This is a genomic window from Streptomyces canus (assembly GCF_001514145.1).
Taxonomy (GTDB): Bacteria; Actinomycetota; Actinomycetes; order Streptomycetales; family Streptomycetaceae; genus Streptomyces; species Streptomyces canus.
On sequence record NZ_KQ948656.1, the window covers coordinates 793272 to 811338 of the forward strand.

At 71.3% G+C, this 18067-nt stretch carries 22 protein-coding genes and 1 pseudogene; 10 read left to right on the top strand and 13 right to left on the bottom strand.

Translation table 11 applies throughout. From position 1 onward, the window contains the following. Position 1: 1 nt before the first annotated feature. Positions 2-220 carry a hypothetical protein gene (locus AQJ46_RS51710; protein WP_225887226.1) on the bottom strand — a complete coding sequence of 73 codons (219 nt, stop codon included), beginning with the start codon at positions 218-220 and terminating at the stop codon, positions 2-4. Between AQJ46_RS51710 and AQJ46_RS03485 the strand changes: the two are divergent. After that, positions 201-1343: pseudogene (locus AQJ46_RS03485) on the top strand (xanthine dehydrogenase family protein molybdopterin-binding subunit); the annotation flags it as partial. The gene AQJ46_RS51710 and the pseudogene AQJ46_RS03485 sit on opposite strands and share 20 nt — an antisense overlap. Here the strand turns inward: AQJ46_RS03485 and AQJ46_RS03490 are convergent. Further along, positions 1340-2368: a hypothetical protein gene (locus AQJ46_RS03490; RefSeq protein ID WP_059204130.1), complete on the bottom strand. Its 1029-nt coding sequence runs from the start codon at positions 2366-2368 to the stop codon at positions 1340-1342. The pseudogene AQJ46_RS03485 and the gene AQJ46_RS03490 sit on opposite strands and share 4 nt — an antisense overlap. A 220-nt stretch (positions 2369-2588) precedes the next feature. Here AQJ46_RS03490 and AQJ46_RS03495 point away from each other — a divergent pair, with 220 nt between their 5' ends. From AQJ46_RS03495 to tgmB, 3 genes are all read left to right on the top strand, one after another. Further along, the gene (locus tag AQJ46_RS03495) at positions 2589-2906 is read left to right on the top strand and encodes a YkvA family protein (protein WP_059204131.1); all 318 of its coding nucleotides are present in this window, start codon (positions 2589-2591) and stop codon (positions 2904-2906) included. A gap of 131 nt (positions 2907-3037) precedes the next feature. Further along, positions 3038-3229 carry a putative ATP-grasp-modified RiPP gene (gene tgmA / locus AQJ46_RS03500; protein ID WP_031037338.1) on the top strand — a complete coding sequence of 64 codons (192 nt, stop codon included), beginning with the start codon at positions 3038-3040 and terminating at the stop codon, positions 3227-3229. A gap of 17 nt (positions 3230-3246) precedes the next feature. Continuing rightward, positions 3247-4221 (top strand): ATP-grasp ribosomal peptide maturase, encoded by a 975-nt coding sequence (gene tgmB / locus AQJ46_RS03505; RefSeq protein WP_059204132.1) that lies wholly within the window; start codon positions 3247-3249, stop codon positions 4219-4221. A 7-nt stretch (positions 4222-4228) separates the two neighbouring features. Here tgmB and AQJ46_RS03510 read toward each other — a convergent pair whose 3' ends face one another. Together AQJ46_RS03510 and AQJ46_RS03515 are read right to left on the bottom strand one after the other, a co-directional pair. Next, positions 4229-4444 carry a hypothetical protein gene (locus AQJ46_RS03510; protein ID WP_037713967.1) on the bottom strand — a complete coding sequence of 72 codons (216 nt, stop codon included), beginning with the start codon at positions 4442-4444 and terminating at the stop codon, positions 4229-4231. Positions 4445-4561: 117 nt separating this feature from the next. After that, positions 4562-5017 (bottom strand): hypothetical protein, encoded by a 456-nt coding sequence (locus AQJ46_RS03515; RefSeq protein WP_059204133.1) that lies wholly within the window; start codon positions 5015-5017, stop codon positions 4562-4564. A gap of 181 nt (positions 5018-5198) precedes the next feature. Between AQJ46_RS03515 and AQJ46_RS03520 the strand changes: the two genes are divergently transcribed. Further along, positions 5199-6173, top strand: a complete 975-nt coding sequence (locus AQJ46_RS03520; RefSeq protein WP_059204416.1) for a GlxA family transcriptional regulator — start codon at positions 5199-5201, stop codon at positions 6171-6173. 24 nt (positions 6174-6197) lie between these two features. Here the strand turns inward: AQJ46_RS03520 and AQJ46_RS03525 are convergent, their stop codons facing one another. Next, on the bottom strand, positions 6198-6440 hold the full coding sequence (locus AQJ46_RS03525; protein ID WP_057613085.1) for a DUF5133 domain-containing protein: 243 nt from the start codon (positions 6438-6440) through the stop codon (positions 6198-6200). A 173-nt stretch (positions 6441-6613) separates the two neighbouring features. Here AQJ46_RS03525 and AQJ46_RS03530 point away from each other — a divergent pair, with 173 nt between their 5' ends. Beyond that, the gene (locus AQJ46_RS03530) at positions 6614-6970 is read left to right on the top strand and encodes a hypothetical protein (protein ID WP_057613084.1); all 357 of its coding nucleotides are present in this window, start codon (positions 6614-6616) and stop codon (positions 6968-6970) included. Positions 6971-6992: 22 nt separating this feature from the next. On the opposite strand, the gene AQJ46_RS03535 is transcribed toward AQJ46_RS03530, so the two are convergent. The 3 genes from AQJ46_RS03535 to AQJ46_RS03545 form a co-directional block, all read right to left on the bottom strand. Further along, a complete protein-coding gene (locus tag AQJ46_RS03535) occupies positions 6993-8759 on the bottom strand; it encodes an ABC transporter ATP-binding protein (RefSeq protein WP_059204134.1) in 1767 nt (588 codons plus the stop codon). An 89-nt stretch (positions 8760-8848) separates the two neighbouring features. After that, positions 8849-9391, bottom strand: coding sequence for a hypothetical protein (locus AQJ46_RS03540; protein WP_059204135.1), 543 nt, complete (start codon positions 9389-9391; stop codon positions 8849-8851). A gap of 28 nt (positions 9392-9419) precedes the next feature. Beyond that, positions 9420-9935: an ATP-binding protein gene (locus AQJ46_RS03545; protein ID WP_059204136.1), complete on the bottom strand. Its 516-nt coding sequence runs from the start codon at positions 9933-9935 to the stop codon at positions 9420-9422. Positions 9936-10147: 212 nt separating this feature from the next. On the opposite strand from AQJ46_RS03545, the gene AQJ46_RS03550 reads away from it, so the two are divergent. Both AQJ46_RS03550 and AQJ46_RS03555 read left to right on the top strand, forming a co-directional pair. After that, the gene (locus tag AQJ46_RS03550; protein ID WP_057613080.1) at positions 10148-10378 is read left to right on the top strand and encodes a DUF397 domain-containing protein; all 231 of its coding nucleotides are present in this window, start codon (positions 10148-10150) and stop codon (positions 10376-10378) included. A gap of 132 nt (positions 10379-10510) precedes the next feature. Beyond that, positions 10511-11428 carry a helix-turn-helix domain-containing protein gene (locus AQJ46_RS03555; protein WP_059204137.1) on the top strand — a complete coding sequence of 306 codons (918 nt, stop codon included), beginning with the start codon at positions 10511-10513 and terminating at the stop codon, positions 11426-11428. Positions 11429-11452: 24 nt separating this feature from the next. Here AQJ46_RS03555 and AQJ46_RS03560 read toward each other — a convergent pair whose 3' ends face one another. The 3 genes from AQJ46_RS03560 to AQJ46_RS03570 all read right to left on the bottom strand — a co-directional run bounded on the left by AQJ46_RS03560 (position 11453) and on the right by AQJ46_RS03570 (position 14026). Beyond that, positions 11453-12184, bottom strand: coding sequence for a class I SAM-dependent methyltransferase (locus tag AQJ46_RS03560; protein WP_059204138.1), 732 nt, complete (start codon positions 12182-12184; stop codon positions 11453-11455). 41 nt (positions 12185-12225) lie between these two features. Then, positions 12226-13044: an SAM-dependent methyltransferase gene (locus tag AQJ46_RS03565; protein WP_059204139.1), complete on the bottom strand. Its 819-nt coding sequence runs from the start codon at positions 13042-13044 to the stop codon at positions 12226-12228. Positions 13045-13168: 124 nt separating this feature from the next. Continuing rightward, positions 13169-14026: an aldo/keto reductase gene (locus AQJ46_RS03570; protein ID WP_059204140.1), complete on the bottom strand. Its 858-nt coding sequence runs from the start codon at positions 14024-14026 to the stop codon at positions 13169-13171. 258 nt (positions 14027-14284) lie between these two features. Here AQJ46_RS03570 and AQJ46_RS03575 point away from each other — a divergent pair, with 258 nt between their 5' ends. Next, entirely contained in the window at positions 14285-15184 is a 900-nt protein-coding gene (locus tag AQJ46_RS03575; RefSeq protein ID WP_059204141.1) for a Gfo/Idh/MocA family protein, read from the top strand. Between the two features lie 9 nt (positions 15185-15193). Here the strand turns inward: AQJ46_RS03575 and AQJ46_RS03580 are convergent, their stop codons facing one another. Both AQJ46_RS03580 and AQJ46_RS03585 read right to left on the bottom strand, forming a co-directional pair. Continuing rightward, positions 15194-15535 carry a hypothetical protein gene (locus AQJ46_RS03580; protein ID WP_059204142.1) on the bottom strand — a complete coding sequence of 114 codons (342 nt, stop codon included), beginning with the start codon at positions 15533-15535 and terminating at the stop codon, positions 15194-15196. A gap of 91 nt (positions 15536-15626) precedes the next feature. Next, the gene (locus AQJ46_RS03585) at positions 15627-16523 is read right to left on the bottom strand and encodes a GNAT family N-acetyltransferase (protein WP_059204143.1); all 897 of its coding nucleotides are present in this window, start codon (positions 16521-16523) and stop codon (positions 15627-15629) included. A 334-nt stretch (positions 16524-16857) separates the two neighbouring features. On the opposite strand from AQJ46_RS03585, the gene AQJ46_RS03590 reads away from it, so the two are divergent. Then, complete coding sequence (locus AQJ46_RS03590; protein ID WP_059204144.1) at positions 16858-18048, top strand: glycoside hydrolase family 64 protein; 1191 nt, start codon at positions 16858-16860, stop codon at positions 18046-18048. The last annotated feature ends 19 nt before the right edge of the window (positions 18049-18067 follow it).

Sequence of the window (18067 nt, forward strand, 5' to 3'; positions counted from 1 at the left end):
ATCAGCTGAACAGCGGGAAGCGGTCCGCGTCGGCTCCGAGGGCGCGGCGTTCGGGGTCCGTGAGCGGCGTGCGTCCGGTGGCGGCACGGGCGTAGTGCTCGTCGCTCCAATCGAGCGGAACGGCCCGGCCGAGGAGACCGTCGAGGGTGGCGCGCACCGCGGCCAGGCCCTCCGGGGACGGTCCGACGGCCTCCGGCAGGTCGGTGACGACGCACCGCATGGCACCACTCGACGTGCCCACCCCGTCCTGGATGCGTGCCCCCGGCGAGGCTCCCGGCATGTACGCCCTGGAGTCGGCCATGGACGAACTGGCGACCGAACTCGGCATGGATCCGGTGGAGTTGAGGATCGTCAACGAGCCGGGCACCGAGCCCGACAGCGGCAAGCCCTTCAGCAGCAGGCACCTGGTCGAGTGTCTGCGCGCGGGCGCCCGGCGCTTCGACTGGGCCGAGCGGGACCCACGGCCGCGCTCCCGCGCCGAGGGCCCGCTGCTCGTGGGGTCGGGGGTCGCGGCCGCCACGTATCCCGTGCTGGTGCATTCGTCCACGGCGGTGGCACGGGCGCTGCCCGACGGGACCTTCCTCGTACGGATCAACGCCACCGACATAGGCACGGGCGCCCGGACCGTGCTCGCGCAGATCGCCGCGGACGCGCTCGCCGTGCCGGTGGCCCGCGTGCGGACCGACGTGGGCAACAGCGACCTGCCCGCCGCGTCACTGGCCGGCGGCTCGTCGGGCACCGCCTCCTGGGGCTGGGCGGTGCACGAGGCGTGCACCCGGCTCGCGGAACGCCTGGCCGAAGGGCCGCTGCCGGCTGAGGGGATCGAGGTCCGCGCCGACACGGCCGGCCGGGCGGACGCCGACAGCCCGTTCGCCCGGCACGCCTTCGGCGCCCACTTCGCGGAGGTCGCCGTCGACACGGTCACCGGCGAGACCCGGGTCCGAAGGCTGCTGGGGGTGTATGCCGCCGGGCACATTCTCAACTCCCGTACCGCCCGCTCGCAGTTCGTCGGCGGCATGACCATGGGGCTCGGCATGGCACTGACCGAGGGCAGCACACTGGACGCCGCGTTCGGTGACTTCGCCGAGTCCGATCCGGCCGCGTACCACGTGCCCACGCACGCCGACGTGCCCGACATCGAGGCGCACTGGATCGACGAGGACGACACCCGCCTCAACCCCATGGGCAGCAAAGGGATCGGCGAGATCGGCATCGTGGGGACGGCGGCCGCGATCGGCAACGCCGTCTTCCACGCCACCGGCGTGCGCCTGCGCGAGCTGCCCCTCACACCGGACCGCGTGCTGAGCGGCGTCCGGGAGAGGGTCGGCTCCTCGGCGAGCTAAGGAGCCAGCGGAGCGTCGGCCGCCTCACGGACCGGCTCCGCCGTCCGCCGCTCCGTCAGGACGCCGTTCGGCGGTGTCGGCGACGCGAGGTGCACCACCAGAGCGGCCAGCGCGGCCAGCGACGCGCACGCGGCCACCGTCCCCGCGAGCCAGGCCGGCGCGAGCGGCAACTCCAGGGCCCGGGCGAGCCCCTCGGAGCGGAACCGCCCGTAGAGCAACTGGCCCGCGGCCACCCCGGCCGGCACGACGACCGCGAAGACCAGAACCGGGAGGGTGGGCCGGATCATCAGCACGGCGAGCAGGACGCACAGGAACGACACCCCGAGCGCGAATCCGTACACCTGCAGGGACGCCCCGTCCTGGTGGACGGGGAAGCACAGGACACCGCAGACCAGCAGTGCCAGGGCGGCGAGCCTGCCCGGCCACGCCGGTGCCTTTCGGGGCCACCTCGGCGCGGGGGGATGCGGCGGCAGGGCCGGGAACACACTCAGACCCGGCATCCAGGGCAGCTCCGGTGCGGGCCGTCCCTCCCCGTCGTACGCCTCGTACGACGGCTGCGGGGGCGGCGGAGGCCTTTCCGTCGCCAGCCGCCCGATGAGCTCGACGAGCTCCTCCACGGGGCGGCCGGTCGCCGCCGCGCGCATCGCCTCCTGACCGCAGTGGGGCTGCAGCTCGGACCGGTTCAACAGGGCCACCAGGCGGGTCACCTCCTCCACGGGACGGGACTCGGCGGCGGCCCGGATCGCCTCGTCGGCGCCGCCAGGGTCCCGTGGCGGCCGGGTCAGCAGGGCGACGAGCCGGGTGACGTCCTCCACGGACCGGTCCACGCCGACGGCACGCAGGGCCGCACCCGTGGCCTGCGCGTACTGGGGCGACTCTTCCAGCAGGGTGATGAGGTGGACGACATCCTCCAGGGGACGGTCGGCCACGGCGGCACGCACCAGGTCGCCGACGGGATCGCCGTACGACCCGTCCAGCGGTATGGCGGAATCGTTCGGGTTAGCTGCTGACGGGCCGGTGGTCATGCTCTGCTCCAGACACCAGACAAAGAGTGCGGTCGCTCCCACGCGCCCCCGTCGTGCGACCGCGACGCTGAGATGACCCATTCGTAAGCGGGTGCACGACGGCGTGCCACTCGGATGAGCCATGGGTGTGAGTGCCGCCCCTGGGCGAGCCTTAGCGGGACCGGATGCGGGAATCCGTCAGACAGCGCGCCGCACGGCGCCCGGAGGAGGAGGTCGGCCCGTGGATTCGACCACAGCACTGATCGTCGTCGTCGCTGTGCTCGCGGCGCTGGCGCTGGCGGTGGCCGTGGGACTGCTGGTGCGGCTCGTGAGAACCCGGCGCGGTCTGCGACGGGCGGGACTTCCCACCGGGCCACGCTGGGTCTTCTGGGGCGCCCTGTTGTACTTCGTGCTGCCCACCGATCTGGTGCCGGACCCGGTGTACCTCGACGACATCGGCGTCCTGTTGCTCGCCCTGCGCACTCTGCGCGGCTCCCCCGCCGACCGGGCGGCGCTGCGGCTCGACGAGCGGGACCGGGAGACGTCCCGCCGACCGTGATTACGCAGTGTAAGGAAACCAATCACTCGTTCGATTCGTATAAGTCTCTGGAAGCCGAAGGAAGTCGGCTGACCTGACGGCGTCGTGGGGAGAGGCCGTCTGCGAGAGGCAGTACCGGCGAGGGAGAGAAGATGCAACCGTTCGCGCTCAACTACGCACGTCCGGCAGCGACGTTGGAGGCGACCACTCCGTACGTCTACGACTCCGGGCTGCAGTTGAACGTGCTCATGGACGGCCGGGTCGCGGCCCGCGACCACGCGCTGATGAGGGAACTGGGGACCACCACCTCCACGGCGGGCTCCAAGACTCACTTCGACGACTGAACACGGGTCGCCGACCGATGACCGTTTTGATTCTTACCTGCGAAGAGGACGTGACGGCCGACATGGTCGTCGTGCACCTCAACGCCACGGGGGTACCGGTGGTCCGGCTCGACCCGGCGGACCTGACCGACGGTGTCGCACTGTCCGGGGAGTACGTGCACGGCAGCTTCCGCGGCCACCTGTCGGCCGGCGGCCGTCTGGTGGGCATCTCCGGGCTGCGCTCGATCTGGGTGCGCCGTCCGGGCACCCCCGCGGCGCGGGCGGCCGCGCCCTCGGAGTGGCTGACCGAGGAGTCCGCCCAGGCGCTGTACGGCATGCTCCGGGGCAGTGACGCCCGCTGGATGAACCACCCCGACGCGGCCCGCCGGGCCCGTCACAAGCCCTGGCAGCTACGGCTCGCCCAGCGCTGCGGACTGCCCGTCCCGGCCACGATCGTGACGACGTTCCCGCAGGCCGCTCGCGAGTTCGCCGAGCGCTATCCCGACCTGGTGGTCAAGCCGGTCTCCGGCGCGCACCCGCAGGACCCGCCGCGGGCGGTGCCGACCAGCCGGGTCGCGCCGGACGCCGACTTCTCGGCTGTCGCGTTCGGTCCCACTCTGCTGCAACGGCGGGTCGCCAAGCGGGCCGACATACGCCTGACCGTCGTGGGTGAGACCCTGCTGGCCGCCCGGAAACCTACGGGCGCCGATGACGAGGTGGACGTCCGGTTCGCCCCGCCCACCTCCTCCTGGCGGCCCACCGACGTCCCGCCGCGGGTGGCCGCGGCCGTCCGGGACTATCTCCGGGCGGCGGAACTGGCGTACGGCGCCTTCGACTTCGCTGAGGACGGGGACGGGACCTGGTGGTTCCTGGAATGCAACCAGTCGGGACAGTTCGGCTTCGTCGAGGTGGAGACGGGCCAGCCGATCGCGCGCAGCATCGCCGAGTGGCTGGCCCGGCCCGGTCAGGACCCGCGTTCGCGCGCCAACGGGGCGAACACCACGGTGTCCTGAGGCCGGGTCAGTAGGGCCGCGGGGCGGCGGGCGGAAGGGCCGGCACCCATCCCTGACCGGGCGAGGCCGGGCGCTCGGGGACGGGCGGGGGCATGAGGGACTGCAGCGGCCGCATGACGTACTCCAGTTCCCTGCGTACGCGCTCGGCCTCCCTGCGGGTCAGAGCGGGGACGTCGCCGCGCTCGGCGACCAGTCGGTCGTAGATGGGGGAATCCTGGAACACCCGTCAACGCGCCTTTCGTTTTCGCGGGCCCACGCGCATGGGCACGGTTGACGAGTCTAGGCGCCTCCACGCACCGACGTACGAATTCCGGCGTCGGGCTTGACGGCTCGCGGGCGGTCATGCGCCGGTGGTGGACCCCGGGCGGACGATCATCAGGACGGTCACGGTCGCCCACAGAAGGTTGAAGATGCCGGTGAACATGGCCAGTTGGACGGTGCTGCGGCGTTCGACGCTTCCCTGTCCGGTCAGTTCCTCGAGCAGTTCGCCCTGCCGGGGCAGGACGAAGGCGGCGAGGACTCCGGCAGCCGCGGCGGTCAGCGCCATGGACGTGGTCAGCCATGCGTCGCCAAGGACTCCCATCGCGGCTCCGGTGGCGATGCCGAGGACGGGGACCGCGATGCCGATGCCGGCGTAGACCCGGCAGATGCGGTGCAGCAGCCGTACCGTGCCGAGCCCGGTCTCCTCCTCGTGGGCCCGGCGGGCCGCCGGTGGGAACATGCTGGCCGCGACGGTCACCGGCCCCACGGCGACGATGGCGACGAGGACGTGCAGGGTGAGCAGGAACTTGGTCATGGGGTGGCGTGTCCTTCTCCGGTGCGGTCGGCGGTGCCCGCCCACCCTAGGAATCCGCCGGGTGATCACACAGGGGCTGAAACGACATGTTCCAACGGGTTCCCGCCAACGCCCCCGGCAGGGAATTTCCGGCTGATCCGGTGGTCGTGGCTCTGGCGGGAATCCGCCTATCGTGGCGGTCATGCACTCCGTGGTGATCCTGGTTCTCGACGATGTGGTGCCGTTCGACATGGCGGCACCGATGCAGGTGTTCGACTGGACACAGCTGCCCGACGGTCGCCCCGCCTACCGCGTCCGGCTGTGCGCCGAGTCTCCGGAGGTGCGTGCGGACGGCGGTTTCACCCTGCGGGTCGAGCACGGGCTCGACGCCCTCGCGGAGGCGGACACGGTCATCGTGCCGGGCTGCGCCCCCACCGCCGGGCCGCCCTCCCCGCGCGCGCTGACCGCGTTGCGGGAGGCCGCGGCGGCCGGCACCCGGATCGCGTCCGTGTGCGTGGGCGCGTTCGTGCTGGCGGAGGCCGGGCTCCTGGACGGGCTGCGTGCCACCACGCACTGGGTGGCCGCGGACGACCTCGCGCGGCGCTTCCCCGCCGTCGAGGTCCAGCCGGACGTGCTGTACGTCGACAACGGTCAGATCCTGACCTCCGCGGGTGCGGCGGCGGCACTCGACATGTGTCTGCACATGATCCGCCGGGACCTGGGCTCGGCCGTCGCCGCGCACGCCGCCCGGATGTCGGTGATGCCCCTCGAACGAGAGGGCGGGCAGGCTCAGTTCATCGTGCACGACCACCCGCCGGTACCCCGCGGGTCGACGCTGGAGCCCCTCCTGGAGTGGGTCGAGGACAACCTCGCCCACGAGATCACCCTCGGGGCGATGGCCGCCCGTTCGGGAATGAGCGAGCGCACCTTCAGCCGCCGATTCCGCGAACAGACGGGCAGCACGCCTCTGCAGTGGCTGCTGCGGGCCCGGGTGCGGCGCGCCCAGTACCTGCTGGAGAACACCGGCCACCCGGTCGAACGGATCGCGCGGCAGGCGGGGTTCGGCTCCCCCACGGCGTTCAGGGAACGCTTCCGCAGGGTCGTCGGCACCACTCCGCAGGCGTACCGCGCGGCCTTTCACGCGAAAGACGCCGTCCCGGCGGGGGCGCGCTCCTGACCGCCCGCCGGGGCCGGCGTGGTGTCACCCGGCCAGAGGCAGGCTGTTCTCGCCGTCCGGGTCCGCACATCCGGCGGCCGGCAGCAGGGCGTCGGCCCTGGCGACCGCTTCACGGACGTCGGTGGTGCCCATCATCACGCACAGTGTGTAACTGACGTCCTCCAGCTCGCGAGCCGTCGCCGGTCTCTCCCTCTCCGCCTGAGCGATCCTCAATGACGCATACCGGGTCAGCAGGGTCCTGACGGCCTTCGGGTCCGGAACGAGCACGAAGCGCCCCTCTCTCGAATTTTTCGCTGCGTATGCCCCATCTGCACCGGCTCAATCCCATCCGCTGCCGCCCGGCACGCGATTGGCGCAATACCGTGCGCCCGGACCCGCTTCCCCAAGCGCCGCAAACCGTTGAACAAGGGGCATCCCTCGCACATGAACGGTATACGCCCATGAACCGCTCCGCAGGCCTCCTCAGCGCCCTCTACCTCGCGACGAGCACCGGACTGGCCTGGACCGCCGTCCTCGCGCTGCGTCACGACCCCCCGTGGGCCGTATGCCTGTTCGCCGCCGCGAGCCTGGTCCCGGTCATCGCGGTCGTACGGGAGAGCGTGCTCTGCGACCAACGGCGCGCTCTGGCCGAAATGTGGAGGCGGGCGGCGGGTCCCGGCGGGCCCGGTGCGCAGGCCGCCGACGACATCGTCCGCGCCGAGCTCGACACCGCGTGCTGTGAACGCTGGTGGACGAGCTGCGGCACCGACCACGACTCGGCGTGCCCCCGCCGGGTGCCCCGGAGCAGCGCGGCATGATGCCCGGCGGGCGGGCCCTGCGTCAGGCGACCTGTCCGGCGTGCAGTTCGGTGTAGGCCCCGCCGCGGCGCAGGAGTTCCTCGTGGGTGCCGGTCTCCAGGATCCGGCCCTCCCCCAGCACCACAATGCGGTCGGCGCCGCGCACGGTCGACAGCCGGTGCGCGACCACGAAGGTCGTGCGTCCGTGCAGCAGCCGGGCCAGCGCCTGCTGGACGAGCGCCTCGGAGCGGGTGTCCAGGGCCGAGGTCGCCTCGTCGAGGACGAGCACCCGCGGATCACGGATCAGGGCCCGGGCGATGGCCAGGCGCTGGCGCTGCCCGCCGGACAGCCGGGCGCCGCGCTCGCCGACCAGGGTGTCCAGGCCCTGCGGCAGCCGGTCCACGAACTCCAGTGCGTTCGCGTCGCGCAGCGCCGCACGTACCGTCTCCTCGTCGGCGTCGTCCATGCCGTAGGCGACGTTCTCCCGGATCGTGCCGTCGAAGAGGATGGACTCCTGCGGTACGACGGACAGGAAGCGCCGGTAGGTGCGCAGATCGAGGGTGTTCATGTCGGTCCCGTCGAGCAGCAGCCGTCCCGCGGTGGGCCGGATGAAACCGATGACGAGGTTGAGCACGGTGGACTTGCCCGCGCCGGACGCGCCGACCAGGGCGACGGTCTCGCCAGGGGTGACGGAGAGGGTGAAGTCCCGCACGGCGGGCCGCCCGTTGTCGTACGCGTGGCCCACGCCCTGGAATTCGACGGCCCCGCGCACCGAGTCCACCCGGTCCTTGCCCTCGTTGTCCTCCAGTTCGGGTGCCTGGAGCACCTCGCCGACGGAACGGACGGACTCCAGGCCCTTGGTGATGACCGGGGCGAGTCCCGCCAACGTTGTCGTGGAGTTGGTGAGCGTGGTCAGGAACGCGCTGAGCATCACGACGTCGCCCGGGGTGACGCCCCAGACGCCGTAGTACGACACCAGCGCGGCCGCCGCGAGGACGAGCACGCCGACCACGTTGAGGACGACCCAGGCCAGCGAGCCGAAGCGGCCGTTGACCAGATCGAGACGCATCCCGGAGGTCAGCAGGCGGCGCAGGGTGCCGTCCATGCGGCGCAGTGCCTTGCCCTCCAGGCCGTGGGCGCGGGTGACCGGGATGAGGCGGGTCATCTCCGTGACGCGGGACGACAGGGTCTCGACCTCGTGCCGGAAGTGTTCGTTGTGGGTGCGCAGCCGGGCCCTGAGACGGGCCACGACGAGGGCCGCGGCGGGCACGACGACGAGGAAGACCGGCACGAACTCCGGTGTCCGTACGGCGATGATGACGAGGCCGCCGACGAGTACGGTGATCGCACCGAGGCCGGTCTCCGCGGTCTGCTGCACCATCTGTTCGACGGTCTCGACGTCCCGCACCACCTTCGCCTGCAGCACACCGGCGCTGACCCGCGAGTGGTAGCCGATGGACAGCTGCTGCATGCGGGTGCACAGGGCGGAACGCAGGGTGGTGCCCATGCGGCGGACGCTGCCGTACAGGAGGCGGACATAGAGGAGGTGCAGGGGATAGTTGACCAGCAGGATGAACAGGATGACGCCGGTACTCGTCCAGAGCCGGGAGATCGGCTGGTGCTGGACGACGGTGTCGATGATGGACGCGGTGATCAGGGGCAGCAGCCACACCGGGCTGTGCTTGACGGTGAACACCGTGGCGGCCGCGGCCAGTCGGCGACGGTCGGCGCGGAACAGGTAGGCGAGTGTGCGTATCGGGTGTTCCCCCCGATAGCGGTGGTCGAGCGGTTTCTCCAGCGACGAGGCCATCGTCGGCGGTCCTCCCAGGTTGCCGATGTGAGGGCAAGCGCTTTCTCCCCCTCGTCGGCAAGGGATACACCAGGTGGTGGAGAGGACTCCTACTCGTCCAGAGTGCGGGCGAGTTCCGTGGTGGCGTGGGCGATCTCGCTGTCTTCGTCGGCCATCAGCCGGCTGAGGACGCCACTCTTGGCGCGGACGGCCTGACGGGCCTGGCGCTCCCACACCACGGGGTTATCACGGTGGTTGAGCAGCTTGGGGTAGACGGCCGCCGTGCTCTCCCACTGGCGGGCGCCGGCGATGCTCCGAAGCAGCTGGATGATCTCCGCCCGGCAGGTCACCTGGGGCAGTTGAGCGAGTTCCCAGAGGAAGGGGACCGTGGCGGCGGTGGCCTGCTCCACGACGAAGCCGTACTGGCAGATGCGCTTGCGCAGGTCACCGAGTGCGGCACTGGCCGTGTCCGGGTCACCCCAGGCCACGCTGTTGAGGAGCAGGGGGATGGCCGCGGCACAGCCGGTGGAGTCCTGGATCTCGGCCCAGGGAACCCGGCTCAGCGCCGCGAGGGGCGTGGTCGGCGCCACCCCGGTCGTGGGCACGGGGCGGCTGGTGCGCTCGTTGCTCGGTTGGTCCGGAGCGGTGCGCATGGTGTGAGACCTTTCCACGGCAGTCATGTCAGGGAGGAGGGGCGGCCGACAGCTTGGCCCAGACGGACTTGCCGGCCGGGGGCCGCGAGGTCCAGCCCCATTCCTCGGCCAGGGCGTCGACGATGTACAGGCCACGGCCGTGCTCCCGCAGGGCGGTGACGTCGGCGGGCGCGTACGCGGGCGGCTCGTCAGCGGGGTCGGAGACGGTCACCAGCAGATGGGCGGGGTCCAGGGACAAGCCCAGCCACACCTCGGTCGCACCGCCCGCCGCGGGCCGGAGCACCGCGTGCGCCACGGCGTTGGCCGCGAGTTCGGTGATCACGAGGGTGGCGTCGTCGCTGCGGTGGTCGAGGGACCAGCAGCTCAGCGTCTCGCGGGTGAAGGCGCGGGCCCGGGCGAAACCCTCCCCGCTGCAGTTGACGAGCAGCGCGGCGCTGCCGAGGGGGACCGGACGCCGCGAGGTCTCACCGGCCGGGCCCGCATCACCCGCCTCCGGCACAGCCTGGCTCGGCGGCCGGATCGCGTGATTCGCAGGTGACGACACGGCATCTCCTTGATGCGACGTCAAGACGGGGCGCAACCACAGGGGTTGACGCTGGAGCTATTATCCACGCTGAAGGCGTCCGCGTGCAATTGCACGAGAAATTGCGCGAAGATTGGGTGGGGCCACGGAGGTTGCCAGTTGTGCACCCCTGTCCCACCCCGCACGGCCGGGCACGGCGCCCGGCGAAGAACGTGAACAGCAAGGAGACTGCAGTGCCACCAGTGCAGAACGGAGTGCGGGCGAGTTCGCTCGACGCCCGCTGGGTCAAGAGCCGGCACAGCAACGCCGAGGGCAACTGCGTCGAAGTGGCCACACTCTTCGACGGCGGCGTCGCGCTGCGCAACTCCCGTGATCCCGACGGTCCCGCGCTGGTCTACACACCGGCCGAGGTCGCGGCGTTCCTCGCCGGCGCGAAAGACGGTGAGTTCGACCACCTCCTGTGAGGTGCGGGTTTCGAGGTGCCGGTGGCGGGCTCCAACTCCCGTACCGCCACCGGCACCTACGGAATGATGCGGAGCGGCCACACTGCGTGCGATAGTGTGAGTCGTCTCTGTGCCGGTTTACTGGGAGTCAGGATGTCTGCCGCGTCCCATCGCACCTCCCGCCTGGAACCGTATCTGGACCGGTCGGAACCGGCTCCCACCCTGCTGAAGATGCTGGTCGGCGTCCAGTTGACGGGATTGCGCGAGGATGCCGGGCTCGCCCAGGACCAGGCGGCGCGGGCCCTCGGGTTCAGCCCTGCGAAGCTGTCCCGCATCGAGTCGGGCAAGGGCCGCAAGCCCCCGTCGGAGAGCGACGTGCGCGCCCTCCTCCAGCTGTACGGCACCGAGGACTACGAGGCCTCCGTGCTGCTCAAGCTGTTGCAGCGGGCCGGTGAGCCGGGCTGGTGGCAGCGGTACGACAAGCGGTTGATGCCCGAGTGGTTCGACCGGCTGGTCGGGCTCCAGGAGGCGGCCGCGGCGATCCGTACCTTCGAGATCCAGTACGTCCCCGGCCTGCTGCAGACCCCGGACTACACGCGGGCGGTGGTGGAACGCGGCCTGCCGACCGCGGCGGCCGGCGAGGTGGCGCGGCGCGTCGAGCTGCGCACGCGGCGTGCGCAGTTGCTGCAGCGCACGGACCCCCCGCAGCTGTGGGCGGTGATCGACGAGTCGGTGCTGCTGCGGGTGCTGGGCAGCCGGGAGGTCATGCGGGCACAGCTTGCGCACCTCGTCGACATGGCCCAGCGCCCCCATGTGACGGTGCAGGTCGTCCCCTTGGACGTGACCAACGCGTCCGCCCCGGCCATCCCGATCACCTACCTCCGCTTCGGCGGTCTCGATCTGCCGGACGTCGTCTATCTGGAGCACATCAAGAGTGCGAACTTCCTGGAGGACCGGGACGAGACGGAGGAATACCGGCTCGCCCTGGACCGACTGGCCGACGACGCGCTCGAACCCCGGGCCTCGCTGAAGCTGTTGCAGCAGACGATGGAGCAGCGTTACGGCGGCTGAGAACCGGCGCGGACGCCAGTCCTCTCAGTGGTCACGGCCGAACAGGCCTGCCCAGAGGAAGGGTTCGCCGAAGCGGGAGGAGTCGGGTGGCTCGTCGCGCATGCGCCGCAGTTCGATCTCGGTCAGGTCGCGGAAGATCCGGCGCAGGGACCGGGCCGAGTAGGCGAGACCGCCGTCGAGTCCGCCCTGGCGATACAACTCCGCGTCCGGCAGCTCCGATCCCATGCCCCCGTCGGCGAAGCAGACGATGCCGAAGCGGCCGCCGGGTGCGAGGTGCCGTTCCAGGAGCGCGAGGTGGCTGACGCGACGGTGCGGCGGCAGATGGTGGAAGCAGCCGGAGTCGTAGATCAGGTCGTAGGGGCCGCCCAGTCCGGTGTCCGGCAGTGAGAAGGCATCGCCGCACACGAAGCGGACGTCGGCCGCCGTCTCGTGCGCACGCTCCCTGGCCCAGGCGATGGCGGCCGGTGAGAGATCGACGGCGTCGACCTCGAAGCCGAGGGAGGCGAGGTGCAGCGCGTTGCGGCCCGGCCCGCAGCCCAGATCGAGGGCGCGGCCCGGGGTGACGAGGCCGCGGTCGACGTACGACGCCAGGTTCTCGTCCGGCTTCGGCACGAAGAAGGGAACGGGTTTGGAGCGGTCCGCGTAGAAGCCGTCCCACCAGGAACCGGCGTCCGCGCTCCAGCGATCGGCCTGGGGAGCGAACAGGCCGTCGAGGAGCTGGAGGACGTCCTCCACCGTGCGGACGGTGCGGTCCATTCGCTCCCCTCCCGGTCGCGCCGGGGACGCTCGGGTCCGGATCAGCCGAGTCGGGCGACGCCGCCGAACTCGATCCACTCGTGGGTGAGCTGGCGGGGGGCCACCTCGGAGTCGGGGCGCCAGGTGGAGACCTCCACGAGACCCGGGTCGAGGATCTCCAGTCCCTCGAACCACTCGGCGACGTCCTTCTCCTCACGCACCCGGCCCCAGTGACCTTGGGTCGCCTTGTCCATGAAGTCGGTGACGAAGTCGCGGACTTCGGGGTCCTCGCTGACCAGCTGGCACATCACCATGAAGCTGCCGGGCGCGAGCCGCTCGCGGACCCGGCGGACCACCGCGGCCGGCCCGTCCGTCTCGCTGTCGGGGATGCAGTGCATGACGGAGTTGAACAGCACGGCGACGGGCTGCGAGAAGTCGATCAGCCGCTGGGTGTCCTCGTGGTCGAAGATCGCATCGGTCTCCCGCATGTCCGCGTGGATGACGGCGGTGCGCTCGTCCTGCTCGAGCAGCGCCCGGCCGTGGACGAGGACCATCGGGTCGTTGTCGACGTAGACCACGTGCGTGGTGGGGTCGATGCGCTGGGCCACCTGGTGGACGTTGTCCTGAGTGGGCAGGCCTGAGCCGTGGTCCAGGTACTGCCGGATGCCGTACTCCGCCGAGAGGGTCCGCACCACCCGCTGGAGGAAACGCCGGTTGTTCACGGCGAGCCTGCGGGTGCTGGGGACGACCTTGTCGAGTGCCTCGCAGGCCGCCCGGTCGGCCGCGTAGTTGTCCTTGCCGCCCAGATAGTGGTCGTACATGCGCGCGGCCGTGGGTACGGAGGCGTCGATCTCCGTGGACAGCTTCTTACCGGTGCTCATCTTTCCCCCAGCTTGTGCCGCCAACTGGCCTGGCAGGACAGGGAGTCCATCCTAGAGACACCACGATCGCCGGTGCCAGTCCGCAAGTGGCGGAAGGCACCGGCGGGGCCGGGCGGGCGTGGGTTCAGGCGGCGTCCAGCTCCGCGAGTTCGTCCGCACCGAGCACGAGGTCGGTGGCGGCGAGCGAGTCGCGGATGGTCTCGGGGCGGCTCGCGCCCGGGATCGGCACGACCACCGGCGACTTGGCGAGCATCCACGCCAGGCAGACCCGCTGCGGGCTCACCCCGTGCTGCTCGGCGATCCGCGCGAACGGGGCGTGCCCCGAGCCCAGTTCACCCGCCCGGGAGATGCCGCCCAGGGGGCTCCAGGGCAGGAAGGCGATGCCCAGTTCGTCGCACAGCCGCAGTTCCGGTTCGCTGGAGCGGAAGGCCGGGGAGAACTGGTTCTGCACGGAGACCAGTCGGCCGCCGAGGATCTCGTTGGCCAGCCGGATCTGGTCGGGGTTCGCGTTGGAGATACCGGCGTTGAGGATCTTGCCCTGGTCGAGGAGGTCGCGCACGGCGCCGACGGACTCCTCGTAGGGGACCCTGGGGTCGGGACGGTGGAACTGGTAGAGCCCGATCGCCTCCACACCCAGCCGGCTCAGCGATGCCTCGCAGGCCTCCTTCAGATGCCGGGGGCTGCCGTCGAGCGTCCAGCTGCCGTCCCCGGGACGGAGATGCCCGCCCTTCGTGGCGACGAGGACGTCACCGCCGAGGTCGTGGGAGGCGAGGGCCTTGGCGATCAGGGTCTCGTTGTGGCCGACCTCATCGGCGTCCCGGTGGTAGGCGTCGGCGGTGTCGATCAGGGTCACGCCCGCGTCGAGCGCGGCGTGGATGGTGGCGATGGAGCGTCCCTCGTCCGGTCGTCCCTCGATGGACATGGGCATGGCGCCCAGTCCGATCGAGCTGACTTCGACATCACCGATGCGGCGGGTGTGCATGTCCTTGGACCTCTTTCGCCTGTCACGCGGATCTGGGCTCTCCTCAGCGTGGCCGCCGCACGCGCCGAAGGTCCAATAGAAGAATGAGAACGCATTCAGCGACGGTGTCGCTGAATCCCGGACCGTGGCGCTCCCGAGCCGCCCGGGTGGCGAGACGCGGTTGCGGGTACGCCGTGTCGGTGTGACACCCTCGCCTCGACCGGCGGCTGATCCAGTCCGGTCGTCGTGAGGATCCGCAGTACGGCGAGAGGCGGCGGCATGCGTATCGGACTGCTCGGCACCGGTCCCTGGGCCAGGATGGCCCACGCCCCCGCGCTCGGCGCGCATCCGGAGCTGGACTTCGCCGGGGTATGGGGCCGTCGCCCGGAGGCCGCCGAGGAGCTGGCCGTCGAGTACGGCACGCGCGCGTACGCCGATGTCGACGCGCTGCTCGCCGACGTGGACGCCGTGGCGGTCGCCCTGCCGCCCGCCGTGCAGGCCGAACTCGCGGCGCGGGCCGCGCGGGCGGGGCGCCATCTGCTCCTGGACAAGCCCCTGGCGACGACGGTCGAGCAGGGGCGGGCGGTGGTCGAGGCCGTCCGCGAGACCAAGGTCGCCTCGGTGGTGTTCTTCACCTCGCGCTTCCTCACCGAGACCGAGGCGTGGATCGGTGAACAGGCGGGCGTGGACGGCTGGTTCACGGCGCGGGCGGAATGGCTGGGGTCGGTGTTCACCGAAAACAGCCCCTTCGCCGACTCGCCGTGGCGGCAGGAGAAGGGCGCCCTGTGGGACGTGGGTCCCCATGCTCTGTCGGTGCTGCTGCCGGTGCTGGGCGAGGTGCGTGAGGTGGCGGCGGCCGCGCACGGTCCCGGGGACACCGTCCATCTGGTCCTGAGCCACACCGGCGGCGCGTCGAGCACCCTGACGCTGAGTCTCACGGCTCCGCCCGCGGCCGCGGGAGTGGGCCTCGAACTGCGGGGCGCGGGCGGAGTCACCCAGCTCCCCGAATCGTCCGAGGGCATCGAGGCCGCCGTGCTCCGGGCCGCCGACGGACTGCTCGCCGCCGCCCGCACCGGACAGGCACACCCGTGCGACGCCGCGTTCGGTCTGCGGGTCACCGAGATCCTCGTGGCGGCGGAGACCCTGCTGGACGCCGGAACCGGCGCGCCCACGACTTAGGCCGGCGACTCAGTCTCCGGGCGCGTCCTCGTCGAACGGCTCGTCGCTCCACCGGAACCAGGCCCGGTCACCCTCGATGTGCAACAGAAACTCGGGCACGGGACCGCCCGGCGCGTGCAGCGACACACGTCGCCGGACCTCGTCGTAGGCGTCCTCCCACTCCTGCCGTCGCTCCTCGTCGTCCTCCTCCACGAGGGCGAGTTCGCGCGCGAACAGCTCGCGCACACCGGCAAATCCGGGTCCCGCCGTGAAACGGCCCGACAGCCACGGGAAGTCGGCTTCGTCGATCAGGATGTCCCCGACCGGTTCGTCACCGCTGCGTACCTTCCAGACCGCACCCTCGAACGCCACCACGCCTCCCGCACCGAGCCGACGATCACCACGCCGACCAGCATGGCACCCGGCACCGACAGCCGGTCGGCTGTCAGTGCCGGACAAAGGCTCAGCCGGCGTGCCGGGGCCGGTAGTTCAGCCGTTCCCGTACGACGGGATAGCCCGCCTTGGCGAAGTTCGCGGCCATGGGGAAGTTCCCCCGGTCCGTCGCGGCGGAGACGAACTCGGCGCCCTGCTCGACCAGGTAGTGGGTGCACTCGGCGAGCAGGTCGTAGGCATAGCCGTGACCCCGCTGTTCCGGCACCACCCCGATGAACCCGATACAGGGCCCCGACGGGTTGTGCGCGGGAATGTGCATCCCGACCACCTCTCCCTGCGCGGTGTGGGCGATCTGCCACCACTCGCGCGGCGAGGGACACCAGTGGAAGAAGTCGAGTTCCTCCTGGGCGGCCCGGTCGAGTCCGTCCTCGTCGATGGCCTTGAGGGCGTGCGCGTCGAGGGTGGCGGAATGGATGCGCCGCAGCAGGTCGAAGAAGACCGCGTCGTCCGGTTCGGGCCGGAACTCGAGGCGTCCGGGCCGCTCGGGCAGTCCGCGCTCCGGCGTCCACCGGTAGAGGAACCGCTCGACCAGGAGCTCGTATCCGGCCTTCTGTACGGCGGTGAAGCGGGCCTCGGCGGCGGCCCGCTGCTCCGGATCCTCGCGCCAGCCCGCGGGCAGGTTCATCTCGAGCTCGACCTGCCAGGGGGCGGTGCGCAGGAGGTCGGCGCCGGCCTCCTCCTCGCCTTCGGCCACGTCGAACCAGTTGACGTTGAGGGGGGCGGTGTCGTCGGGGCCGCCCCACCAGGCGCCGCGTGCCACGACCTTGCCGTCGCGCAGGGCGACGCGCTTCCAGTCGGGGCGGTGCCGGGTGAGCCGGTGGGACTCACGGGCGCCGAGAGGGTCGGGCAGGGCGTCGAAGAGAGGGGCTTCGCGCTCGTCGAGCGCACGGATGACCAGATCGGTCATGGGTGGATTCCTCCGGGATGCGGACTGCGTGGAGCGCTCCCGGTCAGACGAGGCACGCCGGGGCGACGGAGAGGGAGCGCTGAACGAGGGTGAACTGCACGGCACTCGCCTCCTTCCGCTGGTCTCCGGGCGTGGCGGCCGACGCTACGGGATCGTCCGGACCGGTGTCCATCGGTTTTCGCGGAGCACGTCCGGTCCCGCGGCTGCCACTTAAACGGCCCTTAAGGCCGGATTAAACGCTGTCCGCTCTGTATGCCGTGGAGCCCGCCGTCCGTACCATCGGGCCTCGTCCACATCGTGAGAGCGCTCTCAATTCTCCGAGGAGACCCCCCACATGACGCCTCGTCACCAGCGCCACCTCGGCCGCCGCAAAGTCCTCTTCGCCCTCGGTGGGGTGATGGCGGCCGCACCCGCCGTCGCCGCACTGGCCCCCCACGCCCTCGCCGAGGGCAACCGCTCAAATGCGGCCGGAGCCCTGCCCCTGACCGTCGTCAACAACACCGGCGCCTTCGACAACGCGAACGTCCACGTCTACATCGTGGGCAACCAGGACGGCAGGCAGGTCCGCGTCACCCCGGACGGCGCCCTCGCCCCGGTCGCCCTCTCCGACAACGGCGCCGACGGCTACACCGACTACGCGATAGGCCTGGCGGGCAGCGGCGAGACCAGCCTGTCCCTGCCCTACCTGTCCGGCCGTATCTACGTGTCCCTGGGCGCGAAGCTGAAGTTCAAGGTCGTCACCGACGGCAACGGCAACCCCGCCCTCCAGTACCCGGCCGGCTGGGTGACCTCGGACCCCAACTACCCGGTGCTGCACGACTGCGCCGAGTTCACGTACAACTCGGCGGGCATGTTCTGCAACACGACCATGGTGGACATGTTCAGCATGCCGCTGAGCATCCGGCTGACCGGAGCGCGGGACCAGACGACGGGCACCCTGCGCGCCTCCGGGCGGGCCGCCGCCTTCGACGCCGTACGCCGGGCCGAGGAGTTCGCACCCCTCGTGGTGGACGACAGGCGGGTCATCGCGCCGGGTCACGGTCTGGACGCCGGCCTGTTCCCGGCGGACTACTTCGCGCCGTACATCGACGAGGTGTGGAGCACGTACACCGGCAGGGATCTGACCGTCACCACGAACGCGGGCACCTTCACCGGCCGGGTGCGCGGCGGGCAGCTCGTGTTCGACGGGCCCGCACAGGTGTCCTTCGCCCGGCCGTCGACACGGGACGTGCTCTTCTGCGACGGCGCGCTCGCCGCTCCCAACGACGGCACGACAGGGCCGGTCGCCGCGGTGCTCGGTGCCGGGTTCAACCGGTCGACGCTGGTGAGCACCGCCGCCCAGCCGACCACCGACCCCGCCTCCTTCTACCGGACCGCTCTCACCAACCACTACGCCAAGGCCATGCACGCGGCCGCGGAGGACGGCAAGGCCTACGGCTTCGCCTTCGACGACGTGGCCGACTTCGCCTCCTACGTCCAGGACACGGCGCCGACGGGGATCCGGCTGACGCTCACGCCGTTCTAGAGGCGGCCGGGCGAGCGGT

What these genes read in the sequence shown, in the direction of transcription:
- AQJ46_RS51710 (WP_225887226.1), bottom strand. Translation starts at nt 220, where the DNA reads ATGCGGTGCGTCGTCACCGACCTGCCGGAGGCCGTCGGACCGTCCCCG.
- AQJ46_RS03490 (WP_059204130.1), bottom strand. Translation starts at nt 2,368, where the DNA reads ATGACCACCGGCCCGTCAGCAGCTAACCCGAACGATTCCGCCATACCG.
- tgmA (WP_031037338.1), top strand. Translation starts at nt 3,038, where the DNA reads ATGCAACCGTTCGCGCTCAACTACGCACGTCCGGCAGCGACGTTGGAG.
- tgmB (WP_059204132.1), top strand. Translation starts at nt 3,247, where the DNA reads ATGACCGTTTTGATTCTTACCTGCGAAGAGGACGTGACGGCCGACATG.
- AQJ46_RS03515 (WP_059204133.1), bottom strand. Translation starts at nt 5,017, where the DNA reads ATGACCAAGTTCCTGCTCACCCTGCACGTCCTCGTCGCCATCGTCGCC.
- AQJ46_RS03520 (WP_059204416.1), top strand. Translation starts at nt 5,199, where the DNA reads ATGCACTCCGTGGTGATCCTGGTTCTCGACGATGTGGTGCCGTTCGAC.
- AQJ46_RS03530 (WP_057613084.1), top strand. Translation starts at nt 6,614, where the DNA reads ATGAACCGCTCCGCAGGCCTCCTCAGCGCCCTCTACCTCGCGACGAGC.
- AQJ46_RS03535 (WP_059204134.1), bottom strand. Translation starts at nt 8,759, where the DNA reads ATGGCCTCGTCGCTGGAGAAACCGCTCGACCACCGCTATCGGGGGGAA.
- AQJ46_RS03540 (WP_059204135.1), bottom strand. Translation starts at nt 9,391, where the DNA reads ATGCGCACCGCTCCGGACCAACCGAGCAACGAGCGCACCAGCCGCCCC.
- AQJ46_RS03555 (WP_059204137.1), top strand. Translation starts at nt 10,511, where the DNA reads ATGTCTGCCGCGTCCCATCGCACCTCCCGCCTGGAACCGTATCTGGAC.
- AQJ46_RS03560 (WP_059204138.1), bottom strand. Translation starts at nt 12,184, where the DNA reads ATGGACCGCACCGTCCGCACGGTGGAGGACGTCCTCCAGCTCCTCGAC.
- AQJ46_RS03565 (WP_059204139.1), bottom strand. Translation starts at nt 13,044, where the DNA reads ATGAGCACCGGTAAGAAGCTGTCCACGGAGATCGACGCCTCCGTACCC.
- AQJ46_RS03570 (WP_059204140.1), bottom strand. Translation starts at nt 14,026, where the DNA reads ATGCACACCCGCCGCATCGGTGATGTCGAAGTCAGCTCGATCGGACTG.
- AQJ46_RS03575 (WP_059204141.1), top strand. Translation starts at nt 14,285, where the DNA reads ATGCGTATCGGACTGCTCGGCACCGGTCCCTGGGCCAGGATGGCCCAC.
- AQJ46_RS03585 (WP_059204143.1), bottom strand. Translation starts at nt 16,523, where the DNA reads ATGACCGATCTGGTCATCCGTGCGCTCGACGAGCGCGAAGCCCCTCTC.
- AQJ46_RS03590 (WP_059204144.1), top strand. Translation starts at nt 16,858, where the DNA reads ATGACGCCTCGTCACCAGCGCCACCTCGGCCGCCGCAAAGTCCTCTTC.